Raw genomic sequence first — 17,967 nt, forward strand, 5'->3', positions numbered from 1 at the left:
GCCAGCAAGCATCAGCCACGCGGGGGTCTCAGCAACTGTGACGGATCAAGGCCGATGACGAGCGGCGCTACCAACGTTACCCAGGCACGATAGATCGTCATATTGCCTGCCGTCGGGACGGAAATATCGCCGAAGCCGATCCAGTGGCTTGCCGCGTGGGCGAGAACATGGACCGGATTGTCGGGCTCACCCTCGTGGGATGATCCATGATCGTCCTCATCGATCGAGACTGCACCGTCGAGGTGATCGGAAGCGTCGCGCAGCTCGGTGCGATCATGGTCATGAACGAACCCGCTGTGCCATCCGGTCACGGCGACGATGCCGAGCATGGCGAACATTGCCAGCACGACACCTAGCACCGCGGGAAAGGACCGGAACAACGCCATCGATCCGATGCTATGGTCCGGTTGCCGTCGAGGCAAGGGTAACATCGGCGCGGCCATGGCGAATCCCGTTCGTGGTCGTCGTCCTGCAACCGTGTCGACCCGTGCAAAATTCGGCAAGGTTGCATATGACGCTGGAATATCTGTGGACGGATCGATCTCGACGTCCGGGATAGCGGCGACTATCGCCTGCCGCTGATCGATGTCGGCGCGGCCGTAACCGGAAACGGAACCCCGACGATCGGCAACCATTGCCTGCCCGCCTTCACCAAAACATGGATCAGCGCATCTGAATCTATGTCCATCCGGTTAGGGCGACTGTCGGTCGAACTGCATACACATCATGGCGTACAAAGGCAGGGAGCGGTGCCGCAGCGTCAGCAACGGATGCGACTCCACCGGCAGGTCATCGGCGGTCTTCCGCGCCGAGCGGCCATGTTCAATGCCGTAGCGAACCGTTCCTCGAAAGCCGCGGTTGCGAGTGCCGCCTCGCCCCACCGCAGACTCCCTCGATCCCGATCCGCCATGGCCTGATTCGGGGCGACCGGTGCCACGACCAGTATGGTGGTTGCAGATCGGCTCGGCATTCCGCTTCTCGCGCCATCTTCCTGTAAGGATGTCGTTATTGACGGCGACCTTCAAGCGCCGGACCTTCGTCGGTCGCCGGCGCACACCGGCGCGCGCGTGTCAGCCAGGCGGAGGACGGAACGGAAGCCGGAAAAATGCTCGCAATCGATATTTGTCTGACCAATTTTCAGTATCCGGCTTGATCTGGCCAGACATTACGCACTTAATGGATAAGCCTTCCATTATGTGGGAAAAACTATGCGTTCGGGCTTCGTAGTATCGCTTGCCGTCATGGCAATGGCGACCCCCGCCTGGACGCATGATGCTTCCAGCGTCGTTCGATCGTCCCGTGCGACGTATAATCTGAACGCGGACTGGCGGACGATTACCGGCGACCCCGCCGGCGCACAGGCGTCCGCGTTTGATGACCGCGGCTGGAACCTCGCGACGCTACCCCACGCCTTCAACGAACGCGAAGCCTTTGCCCGCGACATCAAGGACCTGTCGGCCGGGATCAACTGGTACCGCAAGCGGATCACCCTTCCCGACGGTGCCGAGGCGGGCAAGGCGTTCCTCGAGTTCGAGGGTGTCCGACAGGCGGCCGAAGTCTGGGTCAACGGCACGCCGGTCGCCCTGTCCGAACATGGCGCGATGGCGTTCGGCGCGGACATCACCGCAGCGCTCAAGGCCGGTGAGAATGTCATCGCCGTGCGGGTCGACAGCGACTGGCGGTACAAGGAACGCGCGACCGGCAGCGGCTTCCAATGGAACGACCGCAATTTCAACGTGAACTATGGCGGCATCACGAAGAACGTCCGGCTGCATCTGACCCCCCGGACCTATCAGACGCTGCCACTCTATTCCGCGCTCGGCACGACCGGGCAATATGTCTGGGCCGACGCCTTCGATATCGCGGCGCGCACCGCGACGATCCACGCCGAGACGCAGGTCCGCAACGAGGACGGCCGCCCCCGTACACTCGGCTACCGGGTCGAGATACGCGACGCGACCGGGCGGATCGTCGCGCGGGTCGATGGCGGCCGCGCTACGCTGGCCCCCGGCGAGACCCGGACGCTGACCGCCGCCCGGCGTCTCACCGGCCTGAACTTCTGGAGCTGGGGCTATGGCTATCTGTACCGCGTCACCACCAGTCTGACCGAAGCGGGCAAGGTGATCGACGCGGTTGATACGCTGACGGGGTTCCGTTCGACCCGGTTCGGCGACGGCATGGTCCGGCTGAACGGGCGGGTGATGCAGGTTCATGGCTATGCGCAGCGGACGTCGAACGAATGGCCGGCGGTCGGGGTATCGATCCCCCCGTGGATCAGCGATTTTTCGAACGCGCTGATGGTGGAAAGCGGCGGCAATCTGGTCCGCTGGATGCACATCACACCGTCGAAACAGGACATCGAAAGCGCCGACCGCGTCGGGTTGCCGCAGGCGATGCCGGCGGGCGACGCCGAGCATGATGTCGAAGGTCGTCGCTGGGAGCAGCGCACGGCATTGATGCGCGACGCGATCATCTACAATCGCAACAATCCCTCGATCCTGTTCTACGAAAGCGGCAACGAGAGCATCAGCGAGCCGCACATGGCCGCGATGAAGGCCATTCGCGACGCTCACGACCCGCATGGCGGCCGGGCGATCGGATCGCGCGAAATGCTCGACAGCAAGGTCGCCGAATATGGCGGAGAGATGCTGTATCTGAACAAGAGCGCCAGACATCCGATGTGGGCGATGGAATATAGCCGCGACGAAGGGGCGCGGCTGTATCAGGACGAATATACCGCCCCGTTCCACAAGGATGCGCCGGACTATAACCGCAATCAGGACAGCCACGCGATCGAGGATGTCCGTCGTTGGTACGATTACTACCGCATCCGGCCGGGTACCGGTCGGCGGGTCAGTTCGGGCGGGGTCAACATTATCTGGTCGGACAGCAACACCCATTATCGCGGCGATAACAACTATCGCCGATCAGGGGAGGTCGATGCGGTACGTCTGCCCAAGCAAGGCTATTTCGCGCATAAGGTGATGTGGAACGGCTGGGTCGATCCGGAGACCCCCGCGACGCACATCATCGGCCATTGGAACCATGCGCCCGGCACGATCAAGCCGGTCAGCGTGGTGTCGAACGGCGACGCGGTCGAGCTGTTCCTGAACGGTCGATCACTGGGCAAGGGTGTGCGGTCGAGCGGTTTCCTGTTCACCTGGCCGGCGGTGGCGTGGCAACCCGGCACGCTGCGCGCGGTCGCGACCGGCGGCGACGGGCGGCGATCGGAGCATGTCGTCGAAACGGTCGGCGCGCCGGTGGCGCTGCGGCTCAAGTCGCGGACCGGACCGCGCGGGTTCGTGATGGACGGTGCCGACATCGCGCTGGTCGACGTCGAGGTCGTCGATGCACAGGGTCGCCGCGTGCCCACCGCGAACGACAAGGTCGCCTTTACGCTGACCGGCCCGGCCGAATGGCGCGGCGGCATCGCGCAAGGCGACAGTTCGGGCAAGCCGCGCGCGGCGCAAGCCGTGCAGGGAGAGGTCGTGCCGGGCACCACACCGACCGCCGGCACCGCACGCGGCGAGGATAACTACATCCTGTCGCCCAGCCTGCCGGTCGAAGCGGGGGTGAACCGCGTGCTGCTGCGGGCCGGACATACGCGCGGCGTCGTCCGACTGATGGCCAGTGCGCCGGGATTGAAGCCCGCCACGCTGACCATCCCGACCGTCGCGGCGAAGCCGGTTTCGGGCGGACTGTCGCGCGACGTTGCCGCGGCGGCGCAACCGGGCCTGCTGACGCGCGGGCCAACCCCGGCGGGGGACGCGCTGAAGCCGACCCGGTCGACGCAAATGCCGGTCGCCGTCACCGCCGGATCGAACCCGGGCGACGCGGCGAAGACGTTCGACGACAATGAACTGTCGCGCTGGGTCGGCGATGGCAGCCGGGACAAGGCATGGATCGAGTATCGCTTCGCGCGGCCGGTGACGCTGAACGAGATCGAATTGAAGCTGGTCGGATGGCGATCGCGCGCCTATCCGCTGGCCATCACCATCGACGGACGCGAGGTGTGGCGCGGCGCGACCGAACGGCAACTGGGTTATGCGTCCATCCCCATCCCCGCCACGACCGGGCAGGTAGTGCGGATCACGCAGGTCGGGCCGACCGAGGATCGCGACGCGTTCGGCAAGATCGTCGAACTGGCGACCGCGCGGCAGGCCGGTGACACCGGTGCCGACGCCGTGCCCGCCGGGTGGCGTCTGGCGATCGTCGAGGCCGATTTCCATGGGCCGCGCTGACGCGATGTGGCGCTGGTTGACCATGCTCGCGGGCGCGATGGCACTGCCGTCGGTGGCCGCTGCCGAAGATGCGGTACTGTTCGACGGGCGACAGCTGGCGGGGATCGTCCATGACAATTCCCCGTCCGCCCGGCTGGCGGGCGAATTGCTGGCCCGCGACCTGAAGCAATTGACCGGCCACGCGGCGACGGTCGCGGACGATGTGTCCGGCTGTGCCCGGCTGTGCGTGGTGATCGGAACGCTGGATTCGACGCTGGTCCGCGCGGTCGTGGCGGACACCGGCGTCGACCTTTCGACGATCGAAGGGACATGGGAGCGCTATGGGCGCATCCTGGTCCGGTCGAAGCGCGATCCGTCGCGCCGCTATCTGCTGATCGCCGGATCGGACCGCCGGGGCACCGTCTGGGGCGTGATCGACCTGACGCGCGAACTGGGCGTATCGGCATGGGAATGGTGGGCCGACGTAACCCCGCGTCGCGTCGATCGGCTGCGGGTCGATGGCGCGCGACGGCTGTCGGAAGCGCCATCGGTCCAGTATCGCGGCATCTTCCTGAACGACGAGGATTGGGGCCTCCAGCCCTGGGCGGCCAGAACCTACGAACCCGAGGCCGGCGATATCGGCCCCAGGACCTATGCCCGCATCTTCGAACTGATGTGGCGGCTGAAGGCCAATCTGATCTGGCCGGCGATGCATGACAGCACCACGCCCTTTTACCAGCAGCCGGGCAACGCGGCGACGGCGAATGCCTATGACATCGTCGTCGGCACGTCGCATGCCGAACCGATGCTGCGCAACAATGTCCGCGAATGGGATGAGCGGGCGCGCGGTCCCTTCAACTTCTTCACCAACCGTCCGGCGATGGTCGAATATTGGCGCGAACGCGTCGAGGCCGTGAAGGATGGCGAGCACATCTATTCGATCGGCCTGCGCGGCAAGCATGACTCGGCGATGGAAGGTGCCGACACCCCCGAACAGGCACGCGACGCAACGGCACAGGCGATCGCCATCCAACGCGACCTGCTGGCCAAGGCGCAGGGACGACCGGCGGCGCAGGTGCCGCAGGCGCTGACGCTCTACAAGGAAGTCCTCGACACCTACGCTGCCGGATTGAAAGTCCCGGACGACGTGACGCTGGTCTGGCCAGACAATAATTACGGCTATATCGCGCAGCTTCCGACCCCGGCCGAACAGGCGCGTCGCGGCGGGTCGGGGGTCTATTACCACCTCTCCTACTGGGGCCGGCCGCACGATTATCTCTGGCTGGCGACGACCCACCCGGCGCTGATCCGCGAACAGATGGACCGCGCGTGGCAATCGCACGCACGCAAGCTGTGGGTCGTGAATGTCGGCGACATCAAGCCGGGCGAGTATCTGACCCAGTATTTCCTCGATCTTGCGTTCGACCATCGCATCTTTGCCCAGGTGCCGCGCACCCATTTGCGCGACTGGTCGGCCCGGCAGTTCGGCGCGGACGTCGCCGATCGGGTTACCGCGGTGATGCTCGCCTATTACGACCTCGCCTTCGAACGACGCCCCGAGTTCATGGGGTTCGGTCAGGTCGAACCGGTCACCCCCGTCCGCACCAGCGACTATCTGCGCACCGGCGGGGACGAAGCGGAACGGCGGCTCGACCGCTATGCGGCGCTGGTCGCCGAAGCGGAAGCAGTCGGCGCAGCGTTGCCCGCCGATCGGCGCGACGCGTTCTTCCAGCTCGTCCTCTATCCGGTGCGCGGCGCGGCGAGCCTTAACGAACGCGTCCTGAAACTCGACCTCGCGCAGGAACATGCCAAGGCCCTGCGGGCGCCGATCGTTCCGGGCAGCACGTCGGAGGCAATCAATCGCGCCGGCAATGTCGTGCGTGCCGACATGAACGCACTGTCCGATCAGGCGCGCGCCGCGCAGCAACGCATCGCCGACGATACCGGGGCGTACAACGCGCTGATCGGCGGCAAATGGAGGGGAATGATGAACGCGGCACCGCGTAACCTGCCGGTATTCCGGACCCCGACCTTCCCGCACGTTTCCCTGCCACGACAGGATGCGTGCGGGATCGAGGGGAGCGATCTTGCCTATGTGGAGGGTAGGGCCGGGACACGCAGTTTCACGCTCTATTCGGGCGGGGCCGATGCCGACTGGACGCTCGTGCCGTCGCCTGGCTTTGTGGCGTCCGCCACGCGCGGCAAGTTGCACGCGGCCAACGGCTATCGCATCCGGATCGCGCTGCCGCATGATGGCAATGGCTCGGGTGGCGTGAACGTGACCTGCGGCGGGAAGACGCTGAACCTGCCGATCCGTATCGCAACGCCTGCGAAGGGCGTAGCGCCGAACATCAATCATATCATCACGTTGCCGCCTGCCAGCGCGACCAGCCCGGATTGGGAAAGCGTACCGGGGTTCATCGCGATGCTGCGCAGCCGTTTGAACCTTCCGCCGGGGAATGCAGCGGCAACGCCGCTTACCTATCGGTTCGATACCGACACGACGGGTCATGCCGAGATACGCATCGTGTTGTTGCCAACCCATCCCCTGAATGCCGAGCAACACCTGCGCGTCAAGATACGCGTCGACGGAGGCGCGCTTCAGACGCTCGACTATGCGACGTTCGGACGAAGCGACGAATGGAAACGCAATATGCTGAGCAACACAGCGGTCCGGTCGCTGACCTTCCCGCAACTTGCCGCCGGTCGTCACACGGTCGAACTGTTCGCCGCGTCCCCGGGACTGCTGGTCGATCGGATCGAGGTTCGCCTGGATGGGGCACCTGCAAACTATGGCGCGCCGCTTCGATAACAAGTTGCGGGACGTCTATGGCGACCCCGTTCCAGACATTCGGACATGGTTTTCCGCTGTTCGATTTTCGCCAGGTTCCGCCGACATACGCTTCCGCAACCATGTCAGCGCGCGCCGGCGTCCTGGGCCGACGGTACCGGTCTGCCGCTGGGCGCTGTCTGGAAAAACGTGGACCTGCATTTCGCGGCACCGGCCCGTCGCCCGGAAAATTCACATTCCCGCGAACTTCCAAGCGGATTCTGTAGCGCGTTTTCGATCCGGTTGGATCATCGTCACGGCGGCGATTTCGGTTCGTGGCAAGGCGTGAGGAGGGCGCGATGTCACAGCATCGTGACCGATGAGCAACGCCGCCACGGACCTGAAAGCGGCCCGCTGCGTCAGCGGTCGCTTACAGGGCGATGACGGGGTGCAACGTCGTCGGAAACCGCTTTAGCGCGCCTGCCGCGGTACGACCTGCAATTCGGGACGTGCGCGTTCTTCCGTCGCGACCGGCATCGCAAAGAAATGGGCTTCCCATAATTCCTCGTCGGTTTTTCGCGCTTGCGAAACGTGGCCCGCCCGGTCGCCGGTATTGGTCTGCATCGATGCCCCCATCGCTCTTTCGCTGGCGTTAACCAACATTCTCCAAAGCCAATATGCCCTGCAACGGTGTCGGACCCAATCATCCGAAGGATGCAGATCACTTGTCGAAGCGCAGGCGCGCCCCCCGGAAACGCGGTATGTCACCTTCCCTATTGTGCAGCGCAGCATCCGCGCCATATCTTGTCTCAGCGGCCAGCGGATGCCGTGACGAGAAGGCGTACGCTCATGGTTTCGTTGTCCACCACCATTGCCCGTCTGTCGCGGATGCAGCAGCCCGGTTCGCAACCCGGCATGGCCGACCGGCTGCACGACCTGACCGGTTTCGCCCCCGATCCCGGCAATTTGCGGGCACGGATGTATGTGCCCGCCGACCTGAAGCCCGGCGCGGCGCTGGTCGTCGCGTTGCATGGCTGTACGCAGGATGCCGCGATCTACGACCATGGCACCGGCTGGTCGACGCTGGCCGAGCGGGAGGGGTTTGCGGTGCTGTTTCCCGAACAGCGTCGCGCGAACAACGCCAACATGTGTTTCAACTGGTTCGAGGCGGCGGACATCGCGCGGATCGGTGGCGAGGCCGAATCGATCGCGGCGATGATCGACGCGGCGATCGCCGCGCATGATATCGATCCGGCACGGGTGTTCGTCACCGGGCTGTCGGCCGGTGGGGCGATGACCGCGGTGATGCTGGCGGCCTGGCCCGATCGCTTTGCCGCCGGCGCGGTCATCGGCGGCCTGCCCTATGGCAGCGCGGTCGGGGTGCGGGCCGCACTGGAGCGGATGCGCGGCCAGTCGCTGCCCGATGCGCGCAGCGGCGCGGCGGCGGTGCGATCGGTCGCCGGCCGCGCGCCGATGCCGCGCGTCGCCATCTGGCACGGCACCGCCGATACGACGGTGGTCGTCGGCAATCTCGATGCGCTGGTGGCGCAGTGGTGTGGCGTCCACTACCTGTCGGATGCCACGCCGGAGACGACTGCCGAAACCGGCTGGCGTCACCGGGTGTGGCGCGACCGATCGGGCGCGCCGCTGGTCGAGGAGTGGCGCGTCGCCGGCATGGGCCATGGCGTGCCGGTCGACCCCGCCGGTGGCATCGGCCATGCCGGACCGTTCATGCTGGACGTCGGCCTGTCGAGCACCATCGAAATCGCGCGATCCTGGGGCCTGACCGATGCGGTAGCGCCGATCGCCACGCCCCGCCCGACGCGCACCATCCGGCCGGAGCCGATGCGGCCCGAGCCGACGCAGCAGCATCAGCAGCAGCAACAGACCGAAGTATCGGGCGTACAGGCGACGATCGAGCGCGCGCTGCGCAGCGCCGGCTTGATGCGCTGAGGCTTGCCGCATCGGGCGCGGTGCGGCACGGAACGGCATGTTCGTCCGCCCGCCCCGCCCCCGATCGCGTGCCTCGCGCGTCGCCGCCGATGATGCCGGCCGGCGCGGCGAACGGATCGCAGGCTGGTGGCTGCGGCTGAAAGGCTGGCGCATTCTCGCCCGCCGCGTAAAGACCAAGGCGGGCGAGATCGACCTGATCGCGCGCCGGGGCGGCATCGTCGCCTTCGTCGAAGTAAAGACCCGCGCCACCGCCGCCGATCTCAACCACGCCATCGACGAACGGCGTCTGGCGCGCGTCGCAGCAGCGGCCGAAATCCTCGCGCCGACCTATGCCGACGGGGCCGATATCCGCATCGACGTCATCCTGCTGGCCCCCGGCACACCGCCCCGCCATATCGAGAATGCTTGGATCGGATATTGAGCGAAGGCGGGGCGGGTATCGCCCAGTTGCGAAAATTGTCCGTCCCACGCAATATCGTCGCATGACGTTATTTTTGCTTGGAATGGTAGTCCTGATGAGCGGCGGGTTCACAGATCATCTGGCCGATCGAACCGCTCCGAGCCAGATTTCTCCCTCTGCACAAATCGAGACACCACCAAGTGTGAACAAAGTGGTTCTCATCAAAAGATTTCTTTGGGCGGTCGGCCGACAGGAGAAGCTGGATAGCGGCAGCTTCCTCGAGCGCTATGCCATGCCCGGCGGCCCACTCTGGCCGATCGGGCCAAACAGTCAACTGACCGAAGCCTTACTCAGCGGGTTCGAGCGGCGAATGTCGGCGCTTAAAAAAGCGTATGAGAAACGGCGTGCGTACTATCAGCGGGCGTATGAGGACCACGTGAACTGGGAGTTTACCGAAGAAGAACTAGCTACGATTGTAGCGTTTCTTGAGGGTCCGACGGGTAAGCATTACCTTGATGATCGGTGGCGTATGGAGGCGTACTCGGAGACCAATACTGAGGACATCGAGCAAGAAATTGTGGCTGAGGCACAAGCCAGCCTGGCGGGATAGCAGACGCCCAGCCGTCCCCTGCATTCCTACTTTCCTACAGCGGCCATGCCTGCGACCATCATCGCTGGCCACCATCCGACCACTCTCTTTGACACCGCCGTATCGCCCCGATGCACCGTGCGCACGAACCGTGTGCGAGTGTGACTTTCGTGACCTTTGGTTCACCGCACCCCAGAACCGGTCGCCATTTTCCGGTTTCTCCCCCATCTCCGCGATGGTAGCATCGGCACAGTCCGATAGGCCCGGCGAACGACGACCGCCATACCGATAGGAAGGAGTATCCAGCCATGCTCTTGCTGTTGCTTGCCGCAATGACCGAACCTGCCGTGGTACCCCCGCCACCGCCGCCTCCGCCCGAGAAATGCGAGCGCGCCACCGTGCAGCATGCCGGCCTTGCCCCGCCCGCCCGGATACAGCCTTTGTCCAAAGAGCCGCCCGCTCGGCGGGAGCTGGCGCTTGCCTATAGCGAGAACGGTTGCCTCAAGCCGGTAACGATCGCGAACGGCAAGCTGCGCAAGCTGCCCGACGCGAAATAGACCGCGGACCGACCACACGCCGTCCCGACAGGGCTTATCCGAACCCCGGCACTTCCGGCGGGATCGCGGCGTTGCGCCAGCGTTCGACCGGTACGGCGACGCGCACCGTCCGGGCACCTTCGCCACGCTCGACCCGCTGGATCAGCGTCGCGCCCTGCTGCACCGTCTCGCCGATCGTCGCGCGGGTGCGGACCCAGAAATGGTCCGATTTGAAGCGGGTTCCGCCGGGTGCGGTCACGTCTTCGCGCGCCAGATCGTCCTTCGACAGATAGCCCTGCCGGTTGCGTAAGCCGATCAGCCGCTGCGCCTGCGCCGGTTCGAACAACACCGCCATCAATTCGGGCGTCGCCGCGTTCAGGTTGATCGCGGTATCGCCGGGCAGCGCGGTCACCATCCGCGCCAGCAACTGCGCCTGTTCGGGCGGCAGGAAGACGGCAAGCGGCCGCAGATCCTGCACCGGCCCCTGCGCGCGGATCAGCGCGATCGCCGCCACCGCCTTGTCCTCCTCGATCCCCGCCGCGCGCGCGATGCGCAGGAACAGCAGCTGCGGGATCGGGTCCAGCTCGCGCCGCACCGAATTGACGTTGAAGCGCCCCTCGGCATCGGCGATGGTCAGGTCGAAGCGCCCGCCATCGATGGCAATGCCGTTTTCGCTGATGCCGCCCCATGGCTCGCCCGGATAGTCGGCCTCGGGCGCGACCCGCGCGTCGCGCTGCAACGCCGACAGTGCCGACAATTCGCCGCCACGCACCACCGCCAATGCGCGCGCCGCCTCGCGCGAGCGGATCGAACGGTCGAGCGCCACCTCCTCGCGGTTGATCATCAACAGCACCAGCCCGCTGGCAATCGCCACGAACATCAACACGTTGACGAGGATCATGCCCCGTTCGCCCTCGGGTACCGCGCGCGTCATGTCGTCCTCGCCGGGATCGGCAGGGTCACGATCCGCCGCAGATTGCCGCCGCCGGGACCGCCGACCTGCAATTCGACCACCACCGCGCGGGGCCAGTCGAGCGAGCGGTCGGGCGCGGGCGGCCAGTTGTCGAGCCAGCCGCCGTCGAAATAGCGCCAGCGCGCGGCCGTCACCCGATCGAGCACCAGCTGCGCCCGCCCGTCGACGACACGCAGCAACTGTCCGCCGGCGATGCGATAGCCGACCCCGATCGCCGGCCCGCCCAGCCCCGGTGCGCTGCGCCGGAACCGCACGCCCGCCGCATCGCCGCCCATCGGCCCCGGCGCGATCTGGTCGAGATCGCTGGAGATCACCACCATCGCGCGTTGCAGGTCGGCCACCCGGTCGAGCCGCGCCTCGGTCCGGCCATCGACGCCGATGACGCTGTCGACCAATGCCAGCCCGGCGACCGCGATCAGCGCGAACAGCCCCAGCGAGATCATCAGTTCGAGCAGGGTGAAGCCCGCTTCCCCCGCGCGGCGCGGCGTCATGCCCCGCGGCTCTCCGCCACCTTCTGATACACGCCGTTGGTGGGGACGAGGATCGCGAAGTCGCGCGCGCAGCTGCCGTCCGAGCGGAAGCGGACGCGCCCGGTCACGCCGTCGAACCCGGCGTCGCGCAACACGCCTTCGCGGGTCATCGCATCGGCCTCGCGCAACGTCTTCGCGATCATCGCCGCGTCATTGCCCAGCGCGGCGATCGCACCGGGCCTGCCGCCGTTGCGCGCGGCATATTCGGTGGCGAAGGTCGCGAAGCGATCCGGATCGGGGCTGGCGATCCATGCCCCCTCCAATGCGCCGACCGCATCGGCGCGGTAATCGAGCGCCTGTACCGTCGCCAGCAGCTGGATGCCGCGCGTCTTGAGCGCCGGGGCCAGCGCCACCGCCGCGCCGGGCACGAAGGCGGCATCGCCCTCGACGCCCGCCGGCAATCCCCCGTCGGTCGCCGGCACGACGGTGATGCTCAGCCCCAGATCGGTCTGAGCCGCCTTGGCCGCCGCGACCGAGGCGCGCGACCATGGCGACCCGTCATCGACCGCCAGCACGCGGCGGATGCCGCGCGACCGGGCATAGCCAAGGATCGCCGACGTCGCCTGTGCCGGGGTGATGCCGAACACGAACGCCCCGCCGCCGCGCGCGCCTGCATCGTTGGTCAGTGCGACCACCGGCACGGCGACCGCCGCCGCGACCGCGCGGGTCTCGTCAGCCGACAGCGGCCCCAGCAGCATCGTCGCGCCGCCCTTCACCGCCGCCTGCGCGGCACGCACCGCACCGGCGGCGCTGCCACCGGTATCGATCACCGACAGCGCGGCGGCATCGGTTTCGGCGAGCCTCGCCGCATTGGCTATGCTAAGCCCCAGCGCGCTACGGTCTCCGGTCAGCGGAACCAGCAACGCGGCGGAGCGCCTGGCCCGGCGCGCAGCCAACAGGGGGGAGGCGGCCCATGCCGCAGACGACAGCAGCACCGCATCCCGGAACAGCCCAAGCGCCGAACGTCGCGATCGCATCACCGGGTCTTTCGAGGTTGCAGGCACGCAGGCACAGTATCCGCTTCGCCGCCCTCGGCATAGCCTCGTTCGTCGTCGCGATCGTCGCGACGCTGCCCGCCAGCCTGATCGCCGGCAACAGCGACTGGCGCAGCGGCGTCGGCGGCACCGTGTGGAACGGCGAGGTCGGCATCGCCGGGGGCAGCCGCCTCGAATGGCATTTCGCCCCGTTGCGCAGCTTGACCAGCCTCGGCTTCGCGGTGGACTGGACCGCGACCGGTCCCGACACCGATCTGGGCGGGCAGGCACTGATCCGGCCGGGCGGGGTGCGGCTCGACCGAGTGGCGGGATCGGCCGATGCGTCGTTGCTGGCGGCGTTGCAGCCCAACCTGCCCTTTGCCTGCGACATGCCGTGGCAGGTCGACATTCCGGTCCTGTCGACGATCGCCGGATCGGCGATGGCCGAGGGCCGCGTCGCGATCGAACCGGGCAGTTGCGTGACCCGGCCGGGCAATGTCGCGACCCCCACCCCGGCGATGCTGCTGACCGCCGACCATATCGGCCGGCAATCGCGTATCCGACTGGTCCCCGACGGTCAGCGCCGCCGCACGTTGATGGATGCGACGATCAGCGAGGATGGCAGCCTGCGCTTCACGATGACCGGCGACGGGGCGGCGATGCTGCCGTTCACCGGTCTGCCGGGCGGGGCGAGCGTGCAGGGCAGTTTCTGACCCTGCCGCGTCCGGGATAATTCCTTAGCGCGGCGGCAGCGCGAAGGGATCGTCGCCGCGCTCCTTCGATTCGGTCAGCAGCTCGTCGCTGCGCGACGGGCGTTGCTGCGTCGTCGGGGTCAGCAGGTCGGCGGAGGTCGGCGTCGCCGTCGCGCCATAGGGGGCGGGCGGCAGCGACGCATTCTCGCGCGGGCGCAGGTCGCGACGCTGACCACAACCGGCCAGCGCCAGCATAATGCCGAGGAACGCGAGGGCGCGCATCACTGGCCCCGCGCGGCGGCGATGGCCTCGCGGACCCGTTCGGGCGCGGTGCCGCCGAAGCTCTTGCGACTGGCGACCGACGCATCGACGCTCAGCACGTCGAAGATGCCGGCATGGATACGGTCATCAATGCCGGTCAGGTCGTCGAGGCTCAGACCGTCGAGCCGGCAACCCCTGTCCTCGGCCAGCTTGACCGCGCGGCCGGTGATATGATGGGCCTCGCGGAACGGCACCCCCGCTTCGCGCACCAGCCAGTCGGCAAGGTCGGTGGCGGTCGAAAAGCCGGTCTCGGCCGCCGCGCGCATCCTTGTCGGGCGGAAGGTCGCGCTTTCGATCATGCCGGTCATCGCCGCGATCGACAGCGCGAGCAGGTCGGTCGCCTCGAACACCGGCGGCTTGTCGTCCTGCATATCCTTTGAATAGGCCAGCGGCAGGCCCTTCATCGTCACCATCAGCGACGTCATGCAGCCCATGATCCGCCCGCTATGCCCGCGCACCAGTTCGGCGGCATCGGGATTGCGCTTCTGCGGCATGATCGAGCTGCCGGTCGACCATTGGTCGCTCAAGGACACGAAACCGAACATCTGCGACGCCCAGATCACGAACTCTTCCGCGAGGCGCGAGAGGTGCAGCGAGCATTGCACGGCGGCGGTCAGATATTCGATCGCGAAGTCGCGGTCGCTGACCGAATCGAGCGAATTGACCGTCGGCCCGGCAAAGCCCAGCGCCTGCGCCGTCGCATGACGATCGAGCGGAAAACCGGTCCCGGCCAGCGCCGCCGATCCCAGCGGATTATAGTTCAGCCGCGCTCGGGCATCGGCGAAGCGCCCGCGATCGCGCGCGACCATGGTGTGATAGGCCATGAGGTGATGGCCCAGCGTCACCGGCTGCGCGACCTGCAAATGGGTGAAGCCGGGCATGACCGTCGCCGCATGTTCCTCGGCCCGCACCAGCAACGCCGACTGTAACTGGCCGAGTGCGGCATCGACCGCGTCGATCGCGTCGCGGGTCCATAGCCGGAAATCGGTCGCGACCTGATCGTTGCGCGATCGTGCGGTATGCAGCCGCCCCGCGACCGGCCCGATCTTCTCGGCCAGCCGCGCCTCGGTCAGCATGTGGATATCCTCGAGCGTCAGGTCGTCGGGGACGCCGTGCTCGGCATAGTCCGCGGCAACCGCGTCCAGCCCGTCGAGGATCGTCGCCACGTCCGCCGCATCGACGATGCCCTGCGCGCCCAACATCGTTGCGTGCGCTTTGGACCCGGCGATATCCTGTCGCCACATTCGCTTGTCGAAGGGGATCGAGGCGTTTATCTCACGCATCACCGCCGACGGGCCTTCGGCGAAGCGCCCGCCCCACATGCTGTTGGAGCTTCCCATGCGCCCGGTAATCGCGCTTCTCCTTGGACTGAGCCTGTTCGTCGGCGCTTGCGATAAGCGAGCCGCCGCGCCGGAGCAAGCGGCGGCTGAAGGGGACGGCACCGTTCCCGACGTCGCCGCCCCCACCAACACCGCCACCCCCGCCGCCGCCGCCGCGAAGGTCGACCGCAGCCACAAGGGCGAGGCCATGCCCGCCTACCAGTTTCAGGACGGCGCGGGGAAGCCGGTGACGCTTGCCGATTTCCGCGGCAAGCCGGCACTGGTCAATCTGTGGGCGACGTGGTGCGCGCCGTGCGTCCACGAAATGCCGACACTCGACGCGCTGGCCGCGCGGGAAAAGGCGTCGTTGCAGGTCGTCACCGTCTCGCAGGACATGGAGCCGGACAAGGTCCAGCCGTTCCTGACGACCCGAAAGCTGGCGAACCTGATCGCCTATCGCGACGCGGACCTCAAATTCTCGACCGGCATGAGTGTCAGCCTGCCGACAACGATCCTGTACGATGCGTCGGGCAAGGAAGTGTGGCGCGTGACCGGCGGCATGGACTGGGCCGGGGCGGATGCGGCGAAGCTGATCGACGAGGCGAAGGGCTGACCACTTCGATCTTCCTCGCGGAGGCGGGCAATCCATTCCCGCCATCGTCGCCGATCCAGGCGAAATGTCGGTGGGTATGGATTCCCGCCTTCGTAGGAATGACGTCGCCCGTGCTTGTTACCGGTCCGGCGCGCGTTCCGCTGGCGGCACCCCGGCCCCTTCCCCCGCCGCATCGTCATCGAAATTCTCGCCCTGCCCGCCCCCGCCGGCGTTGGCACCGCTGCCATGCACCTCACCATTCGGACCGATCGAGGCGCGGCGACCGGCCTCGGGCGGGATTTCGCGGCCGTCCGCTGCCGGAGCAACGCCGGGGGCACGCGCTTCGGCCGCGGCCTGCTGCGCCTGTCGCTCGGGCGAATATTCCTGGCCCGAATGGCCGGTCGGATTGTCGAAGGCATTGCGCGGCGCGATCCGTTCGGGATCGACCTCGGGGTGTGCGGGGGTGTCGGCCATGGATAGTCTCCTTGACCGACATAACCGCTTCACATCAGACGGCGTTCCCCGGCTTGGCACGCGGTTCGAACCGGTCGCGCAGCCGCAGGCCGATGAACAGCATCGTCGGCCAGAACATGGTGTTGAGGATGTCGAGCGACGTATCCTCCCAGCGCCACGATCCCCAGTAAATGCGGTCGAGCACCTCGTTGCCCAGTTCGGCCAGCGCCACCACCGCCAGCGGCACCGGCGTCGACAGTCGATAGCCGGTGACGATGCGGGTGATCAGCAGCACCGCCATGCCGGCATGGACATGCAACAGGCTGTCGGCCATGCCGGTGCCATCGCCGATCGCCTGAATCAGCCGGGCGTAGAGTGCGGGAATATCCATTGTCGCCCGATGGGCCAGCTTGACCGGAGTCTCAAGCGGTTTGCGTCAATCGCGGTTGAGGCGCGCGGTAACCTGCGGATCCAGCACCGACATGATGAAATAGGCACCGGCCTGTTTGACCCGCGCCCACCAGCCCGACCGTTGGCGGTGCAACTGGCGGGTGACGCGCTGCGAATCGGCGACCTCGCGATCCATATAGGCGCGCAGATGTGCCGCGAACGCCGCATCCTCGACGCGCAGCATCAGCTCCATGTTCAGGAACATCGATCGCATGTCGAAATTAGCCGACCCAATATGTACCGCATCGTCGGCGAGGAAGAGTTTGGTGTGCAGCTTGGTCGGCTGATATTCGTACAGCTCGATCCGGTGGCGCAGCAGGTTGCGATAGGTGAAGCGCGCCGCGAGCAGGGCGATGGCATGGTCGGTCTTGGCGGGCACGACGATCCGTAGCCGGGTCCGCTTCGCCGCCTTGTCCAGCCGCCGCATCATCAGCGGGCCGGGCGCGAAATAGGCGGCGATCATGTCGATGCGCTCGCTGGTGCGGATCTCGTGCTTCACCGTCCGCGCCCATGGCGACAGCCGCCGCGACGGACCACCGAGCAGCCAGCGGACCGGGCCGCTGTCCTCACTCCATTCCCGCAACATCCGCGACAATTTGCGTAAGGGAGCACCTGGCAGCGCGATCCATGCCTTCAACGCATCGAAATAACCCGCCAGCCGCCCCGCCGCCGGCCCTTCGACCAGCAGGCCCAGATCGCGCCACGCCTGTTGCTCGACGGTACCGAAATAGGCGTCCTCGACATTGAAACCGCCGACGATCACCCGCAGGTCGTCGGCCAGCGCCAGCTTTTGATGATTGCGCAACAGATAGCGCCGTCCGATCCGCGGCACGAACACGCAGACATCACCGCCCGCCTCGCGCAGCGGCCCGAAAAAGCCGCGGCTCGCCGCCGCTTCCGCACCCAGCCCGTCGACGATCAGCGCGACGCGAACCCCGCGCCGGGCCGCAGCGACCAATGCATCGCGGACCCGGGTGCCGGCGGCATCCTCTTCCCAGATATAGAACAGGATGCGCAGCGACCGGCGCGCACCCGCGATCAACGCCAGCAGCGCGTCGAGCCGTGTAGGGCCTTCGGTCAGCAGCGTCAGGCGGTTTCCGGCCACGAAAAAAACAGGTTCGTCCGCGCTGTCCATGTCCCCTCCCATCCGTTGCTCTGCCGTAACGGCCAACGCGGTGGCGAGTTTCATTGACTT

The 17,967-nt window shown here is 66.8% G+C and carries 20 protein-coding genes; 9 read left to right on the top strand and 11 right to left on the bottom strand.

The features are described from left to right. Positions 1 to 11: 11 nt before the first annotated feature. On the bottom strand, positions 12 to 635 hold the full coding sequence (locus ASE91_RS19385) for a hypothetical protein (protein ID WP_156357782.1): 624 nt from the start codon (positions 633 to 635) through the stop codon (positions 12 to 14). A 57-nt stretch (positions 636 to 692) separates the two neighbouring features. Beyond that, the gene (locus ASE91_RS19390) at positions 693 to 1,025 is read right to left on the bottom strand and encodes a hypothetical protein (RefSeq protein WP_156357783.1); all 333 of its coding nucleotides are present in this window, start codon (positions 1,023 to 1,025) and stop codon (positions 693 to 695) included. A gap of 222 nt (positions 1,026 to 1,247) precedes the next feature. On the opposite strand from ASE91_RS19390, the gene ASE91_RS10435 reads away from it, so the two are divergent. Genes ASE91_RS10435 through ASE91_RS19395 form a run of 3 tightly spaced genes read left to right on the top strand, consistent with a single transcriptional unit; the run spans position 1,248 to position 7,339 of the window. Next, positions 1,248 to 4,241, top strand: coding sequence for a glycoside hydrolase family 2 protein (locus ASE91_RS10435; RefSeq protein ID WP_235530420.1), 2,994 nt, complete (start codon positions 1,248 to 1,250; stop codon positions 4,239 to 4,241). A 22-nt stretch (positions 4,242 to 4,263) separates the two neighbouring features. Then, entirely contained in the window at positions 4,264 to 7,032 is a 2,769-nt protein-coding gene (locus tag ASE91_RS10440) for a glycosyl hydrolase 115 family protein (protein ID WP_056625945.1), read from the top strand. Continuing rightward, on the top strand, positions 7,013 to 7,339 hold the full coding sequence (locus ASE91_RS19395; RefSeq protein WP_156357784.1) for a hypothetical protein: 327 nt from the start codon (positions 7,013 to 7,015) through the stop codon (positions 7,337 to 7,339). The genes ASE91_RS10440 and ASE91_RS19395 overlap by 20 nt, the downstream gene beginning before the upstream one ends. A 122-nt stretch (positions 7,340 to 7,461) precedes the next feature. On the opposite strand, the gene ASE91_RS19400 is transcribed toward ASE91_RS19395, so the two are convergent. Further along, the gene (locus ASE91_RS19400; RefSeq protein WP_156357785.1) at positions 7,462 to 7,614 is read right to left on the bottom strand and encodes a hypothetical protein; all 153 of its coding nucleotides are present in this window, start codon (positions 7,612 to 7,614) and stop codon (positions 7,462 to 7,464) included. A gap of 225 nt (positions 7,615 to 7,839) precedes the next feature. Between ASE91_RS19400 and ASE91_RS10445 the strand changes: the two genes are divergently transcribed. The 4 genes from ASE91_RS10445 (at position 7,840) to ASE91_RS10460 (ending at position 10,489) form a co-directional block, all read left to right on the top strand. Beyond that, positions 7,840 to 8,943, top strand: a complete 1,104-nt coding sequence (locus ASE91_RS10445) for an extracellular catalytic domain type 1 short-chain-length polyhydroxyalkanoate depolymerase (RefSeq protein WP_056625887.1) — start codon at positions 7,840 to 7,842, stop codon at positions 8,941 to 8,943. 37 nt (positions 8,944 to 8,980) lie between these two features. Continuing rightward, positions 8,981 to 9,364 carry a YraN family protein gene (locus ASE91_RS10450; protein WP_056000378.1) on the top strand — a complete coding sequence of 128 codons (384 nt, stop codon included), beginning with the start codon at positions 8,981 to 8,983 and terminating at the stop codon, positions 9,362 to 9,364. Between the two features lie 61 nt (positions 9,365 to 9,425). Beyond that, positions 9,426 to 9,953: a DUF2059 domain-containing protein gene (locus ASE91_RS10455; protein ID WP_056625889.1), complete on the top strand. Its 528-nt coding sequence runs from the start codon at positions 9,426 to 9,428 to the stop codon at positions 9,951 to 9,953. 311 nt (positions 9,954 to 10,264) lie between these two features. Then, positions 10,265 to 10,489 carry a hypothetical protein gene (locus ASE91_RS10460; protein WP_235530421.1) on the top strand — a complete coding sequence of 75 codons (225 nt, stop codon included), beginning with the start codon at positions 10,265 to 10,267 and terminating at the stop codon, positions 10,487 to 10,489. A 34-nt stretch (positions 10,490 to 10,523) separates the two neighbouring features. Here the strand turns inward: ASE91_RS10460 and ASE91_RS10465 are convergent, their stop codons facing one another. From ASE91_RS10465 to ASE91_RS10475, 3 genes are read right to left on the bottom strand one after another with little or no spacing between them, the layout of a single operon-like run. Then, positions 10,524 to 11,402, bottom strand: coding sequence for a general secretion pathway protein GspK (locus ASE91_RS10465; protein WP_056000387.1), 879 nt, complete (start codon positions 11,400 to 11,402; stop codon positions 10,524 to 10,526). Beyond that, on the bottom strand, positions 11,399 to 11,932 hold the full coding sequence (locus ASE91_RS10470) for a type II secretion system protein GspJ (protein ID WP_056000390.1): 534 nt from the start codon (positions 11,930 to 11,932) through the stop codon (positions 11,399 to 11,401). The genes ASE91_RS10465 and ASE91_RS10470 overlap by 4 nt, the downstream gene beginning before the upstream one ends. Beyond that, the gene (locus tag ASE91_RS10475) at positions 11,929 to 12,906 is read right to left on the bottom strand and encodes an ABC transporter substrate-binding protein (protein ID WP_235530422.1); all 978 of its coding nucleotides are present in this window, start codon (positions 12,904 to 12,906) and stop codon (positions 11,929 to 11,931) included. The genes ASE91_RS10470 and ASE91_RS10475 overlap by 4 nt, the downstream gene beginning before the upstream one ends. A 59-nt stretch (positions 12,907 to 12,965) precedes the next feature. Here ASE91_RS10475 and gspN point away from each other — a divergent pair, with 59 nt between their 5' ends. Beyond that, positions 12,966 to 13,658 carry a type II secretion system protein N gene (gene gspN, locus ASE91_RS10480; protein ID WP_235530423.1) on the top strand — a complete coding sequence of 231 codons (693 nt, stop codon included), beginning with the start codon at positions 12,966 to 12,968 and terminating at the stop codon, positions 13,656 to 13,658. A 24-nt stretch (positions 13,659 to 13,682) separates the two neighbouring features. Here the strand turns inward: gspN and ASE91_RS10485 are convergent, their stop codons facing one another. Both ASE91_RS10485 and argH read right to left on the bottom strand, forming a co-directional pair. After that, positions 13,683 to 13,919 (bottom strand): hypothetical protein, encoded by a 237-nt coding sequence (locus tag ASE91_RS10485; protein ID WP_056000396.1) that lies wholly within the window; start codon positions 13,917 to 13,919, stop codon positions 13,683 to 13,685. Further along, complete coding sequence (gene argH / locus ASE91_RS10490) at positions 13,919 to 15,280, bottom strand: argininosuccinate lyase (RefSeq protein WP_056625895.1); 1,362 nt, start codon at positions 15,278 to 15,280, stop codon at positions 13,919 to 13,921. The genes ASE91_RS10485 and argH overlap by 1 nt, the downstream gene beginning before the upstream one ends. A gap of 16 nt (positions 15,281 to 15,296) precedes the next feature. Here argH and ASE91_RS10495 point away from each other — a divergent pair, with 16 nt between their 5' ends. Next, the gene (locus ASE91_RS10495) at positions 15,297 to 15,890 is read left to right on the top strand and encodes a TlpA family protein disulfide reductase (RefSeq protein ID WP_235530424.1); all 594 of its coding nucleotides are present in this window, start codon (positions 15,297 to 15,299) and stop codon (positions 15,888 to 15,890) included. Positions 15,891 to 16,007: 117 nt separating this feature from the next. Here ASE91_RS10495 and ASE91_RS10500 read toward each other — a convergent pair whose 3' ends face one another. The 3 genes from ASE91_RS10500 to ASE91_RS10510 are packed head-to-tail and all read right to left on the bottom strand — an operon-like array spanning position 16,008 to position 17,907. After that, positions 16,008 to 16,343: a hypothetical protein gene (locus tag ASE91_RS10500; protein WP_056625901.1), complete on the bottom strand. Its 336-nt coding sequence runs from the start codon at positions 16,341 to 16,343 to the stop codon at positions 16,008 to 16,010. 34 nt (positions 16,344 to 16,377) lie between these two features. Continuing rightward, positions 16,378 to 16,713 carry a hypothetical protein gene (locus ASE91_RS10505; protein WP_056000408.1) on the bottom strand — a complete coding sequence of 112 codons (336 nt, stop codon included), beginning with the start codon at positions 16,711 to 16,713 and terminating at the stop codon, positions 16,378 to 16,380. Positions 16,714 to 16,758: 45 nt separating this feature from the next. After that, complete coding sequence (locus tag ASE91_RS10510; protein WP_056625904.1) at positions 16,759 to 17,907, bottom strand: phospholipase D-like domain-containing protein; 1,149 nt, start codon at positions 17,905 to 17,907, stop codon at positions 16,759 to 16,761. Positions 17,908 to 17,967: the final 60 nt, after the last annotated feature.

This window comes from Sphingomonas sp. Leaf62, from assembly GCF_001421915.1.
In the GTDB taxonomy this organism is placed as follows: Bacteria; Pseudomonadota; Alphaproteobacteria; order Sphingomonadales; family Sphingomonadaceae; genus Sphingomonas.

What these genes read in the sequence shown, in the direction of transcription:
- ASE91_RS10450 (WP_056000378.1), top strand. Translation starts at nt 8,981, where the DNA reads ATGTTCGTCCGCCCGCCCCGCCCCCGATCGCGTGCCTCGCGCGTCGCC.
- ASE91_RS10445 (WP_056625887.1), top strand. Translation starts at nt 7,840, where the DNA reads ATGGTTTCGTTGTCCACCACCATTGCCCGTCTGTCGCGGATGCAGCAG.
- ASE91_RS10470 (WP_056000390.1), bottom strand. Translation starts at nt 11,932, where the DNA reads ATGACGCCGCGCCGCGCGGGGGAAGCGGGCTTCACCCTGCTCGAACTG.
- ASE91_RS10485 (WP_056000396.1), bottom strand. Translation starts at nt 13,919, where the DNA reads ATGCGCGCCCTCGCGTTCCTCGGCATTATGCTGGCGCTGGCCGGTTGT.
- ASE91_RS10510 (WP_056625904.1), bottom strand. Translation starts at nt 17,907, where the DNA reads ATGGACAGCGCGGACGAACCTGTTTTTTTCGTGGCCGGAAACCGCCTG.
- argH (WP_056625895.1), bottom strand. Translation starts at nt 15,280, where the DNA reads ATGTGGGGCGGGCGCTTCGCCGAAGGCCCGTCGGCGGTGATGCGTGAG.
- ASE91_RS10505 (WP_056000408.1), bottom strand. Translation starts at nt 16,713, where the DNA reads ATGGATATTCCCGCACTCTACGCCCGGCTGATTCAGGCGATCGGCGAT.
- ASE91_RS10455 (WP_056625889.1), top strand. Translation starts at nt 9,426, where the DNA reads ATGACGTTATTTTTGCTTGGAATGGTAGTCCTGATGAGCGGCGGGTTC.
- ASE91_RS10495 (WP_235530424.1), top strand. Translation starts at nt 15,297, where the DNA reads ATGCGCCCGGTAATCGCGCTTCTCCTTGGACTGAGCCTGTTCGTCGGC.
- ASE91_RS19400 (WP_156357785.1), bottom strand. Translation starts at nt 7,614, where the DNA reads ATGCAGACCAATACCGGCGACCGGGCGGGCCACGTTTCGCAAGCGCGA.
- ASE91_RS10460 (WP_235530421.1), top strand. Translation starts at nt 10,265, where the DNA reads ATGACCGAACCTGCCGTGGTACCCCCGCCACCGCCGCCTCCGCCCGAG.
- ASE91_RS10465 (WP_056000387.1), bottom strand. Translation starts at nt 11,402, where the DNA reads ATGACGCGCGCGGTACCCGAGGGCGAACGGGGCATGATCCTCGTCAAC.
- ASE91_RS19395 (WP_156357784.1), top strand. Translation starts at nt 7,013, where the DNA reads ATGGCGCGCCGCTTCGATAACAAGTTGCGGGACGTCTATGGCGACCCC.
- ASE91_RS10435 (WP_235530420.1), top strand. Translation starts at nt 1,248, where the DNA reads ATGGCGACCCCCGCCTGGACGCATGATGCTTCCAGCGTCGTTCGATCG.
- ASE91_RS10500 (WP_056625901.1), bottom strand. Translation starts at nt 16,343, where the DNA reads ATGGCCGACACCCCCGCACACCCCGAGGTCGATCCCGAACGGATCGCG.
- ASE91_RS19385 (WP_156357782.1), bottom strand. Translation starts at nt 635, where the DNA reads ATGGTTGCCGATCGTCGGGGTTCCGTTTCCGGTTACGGCCGCGCCGAC.
- ASE91_RS10440 (WP_056625945.1), top strand. Translation starts at nt 4,264, where the DNA reads ATGCTCGCGGGCGCGATGGCACTGCCGTCGGTGGCCGCTGCCGAAGAT.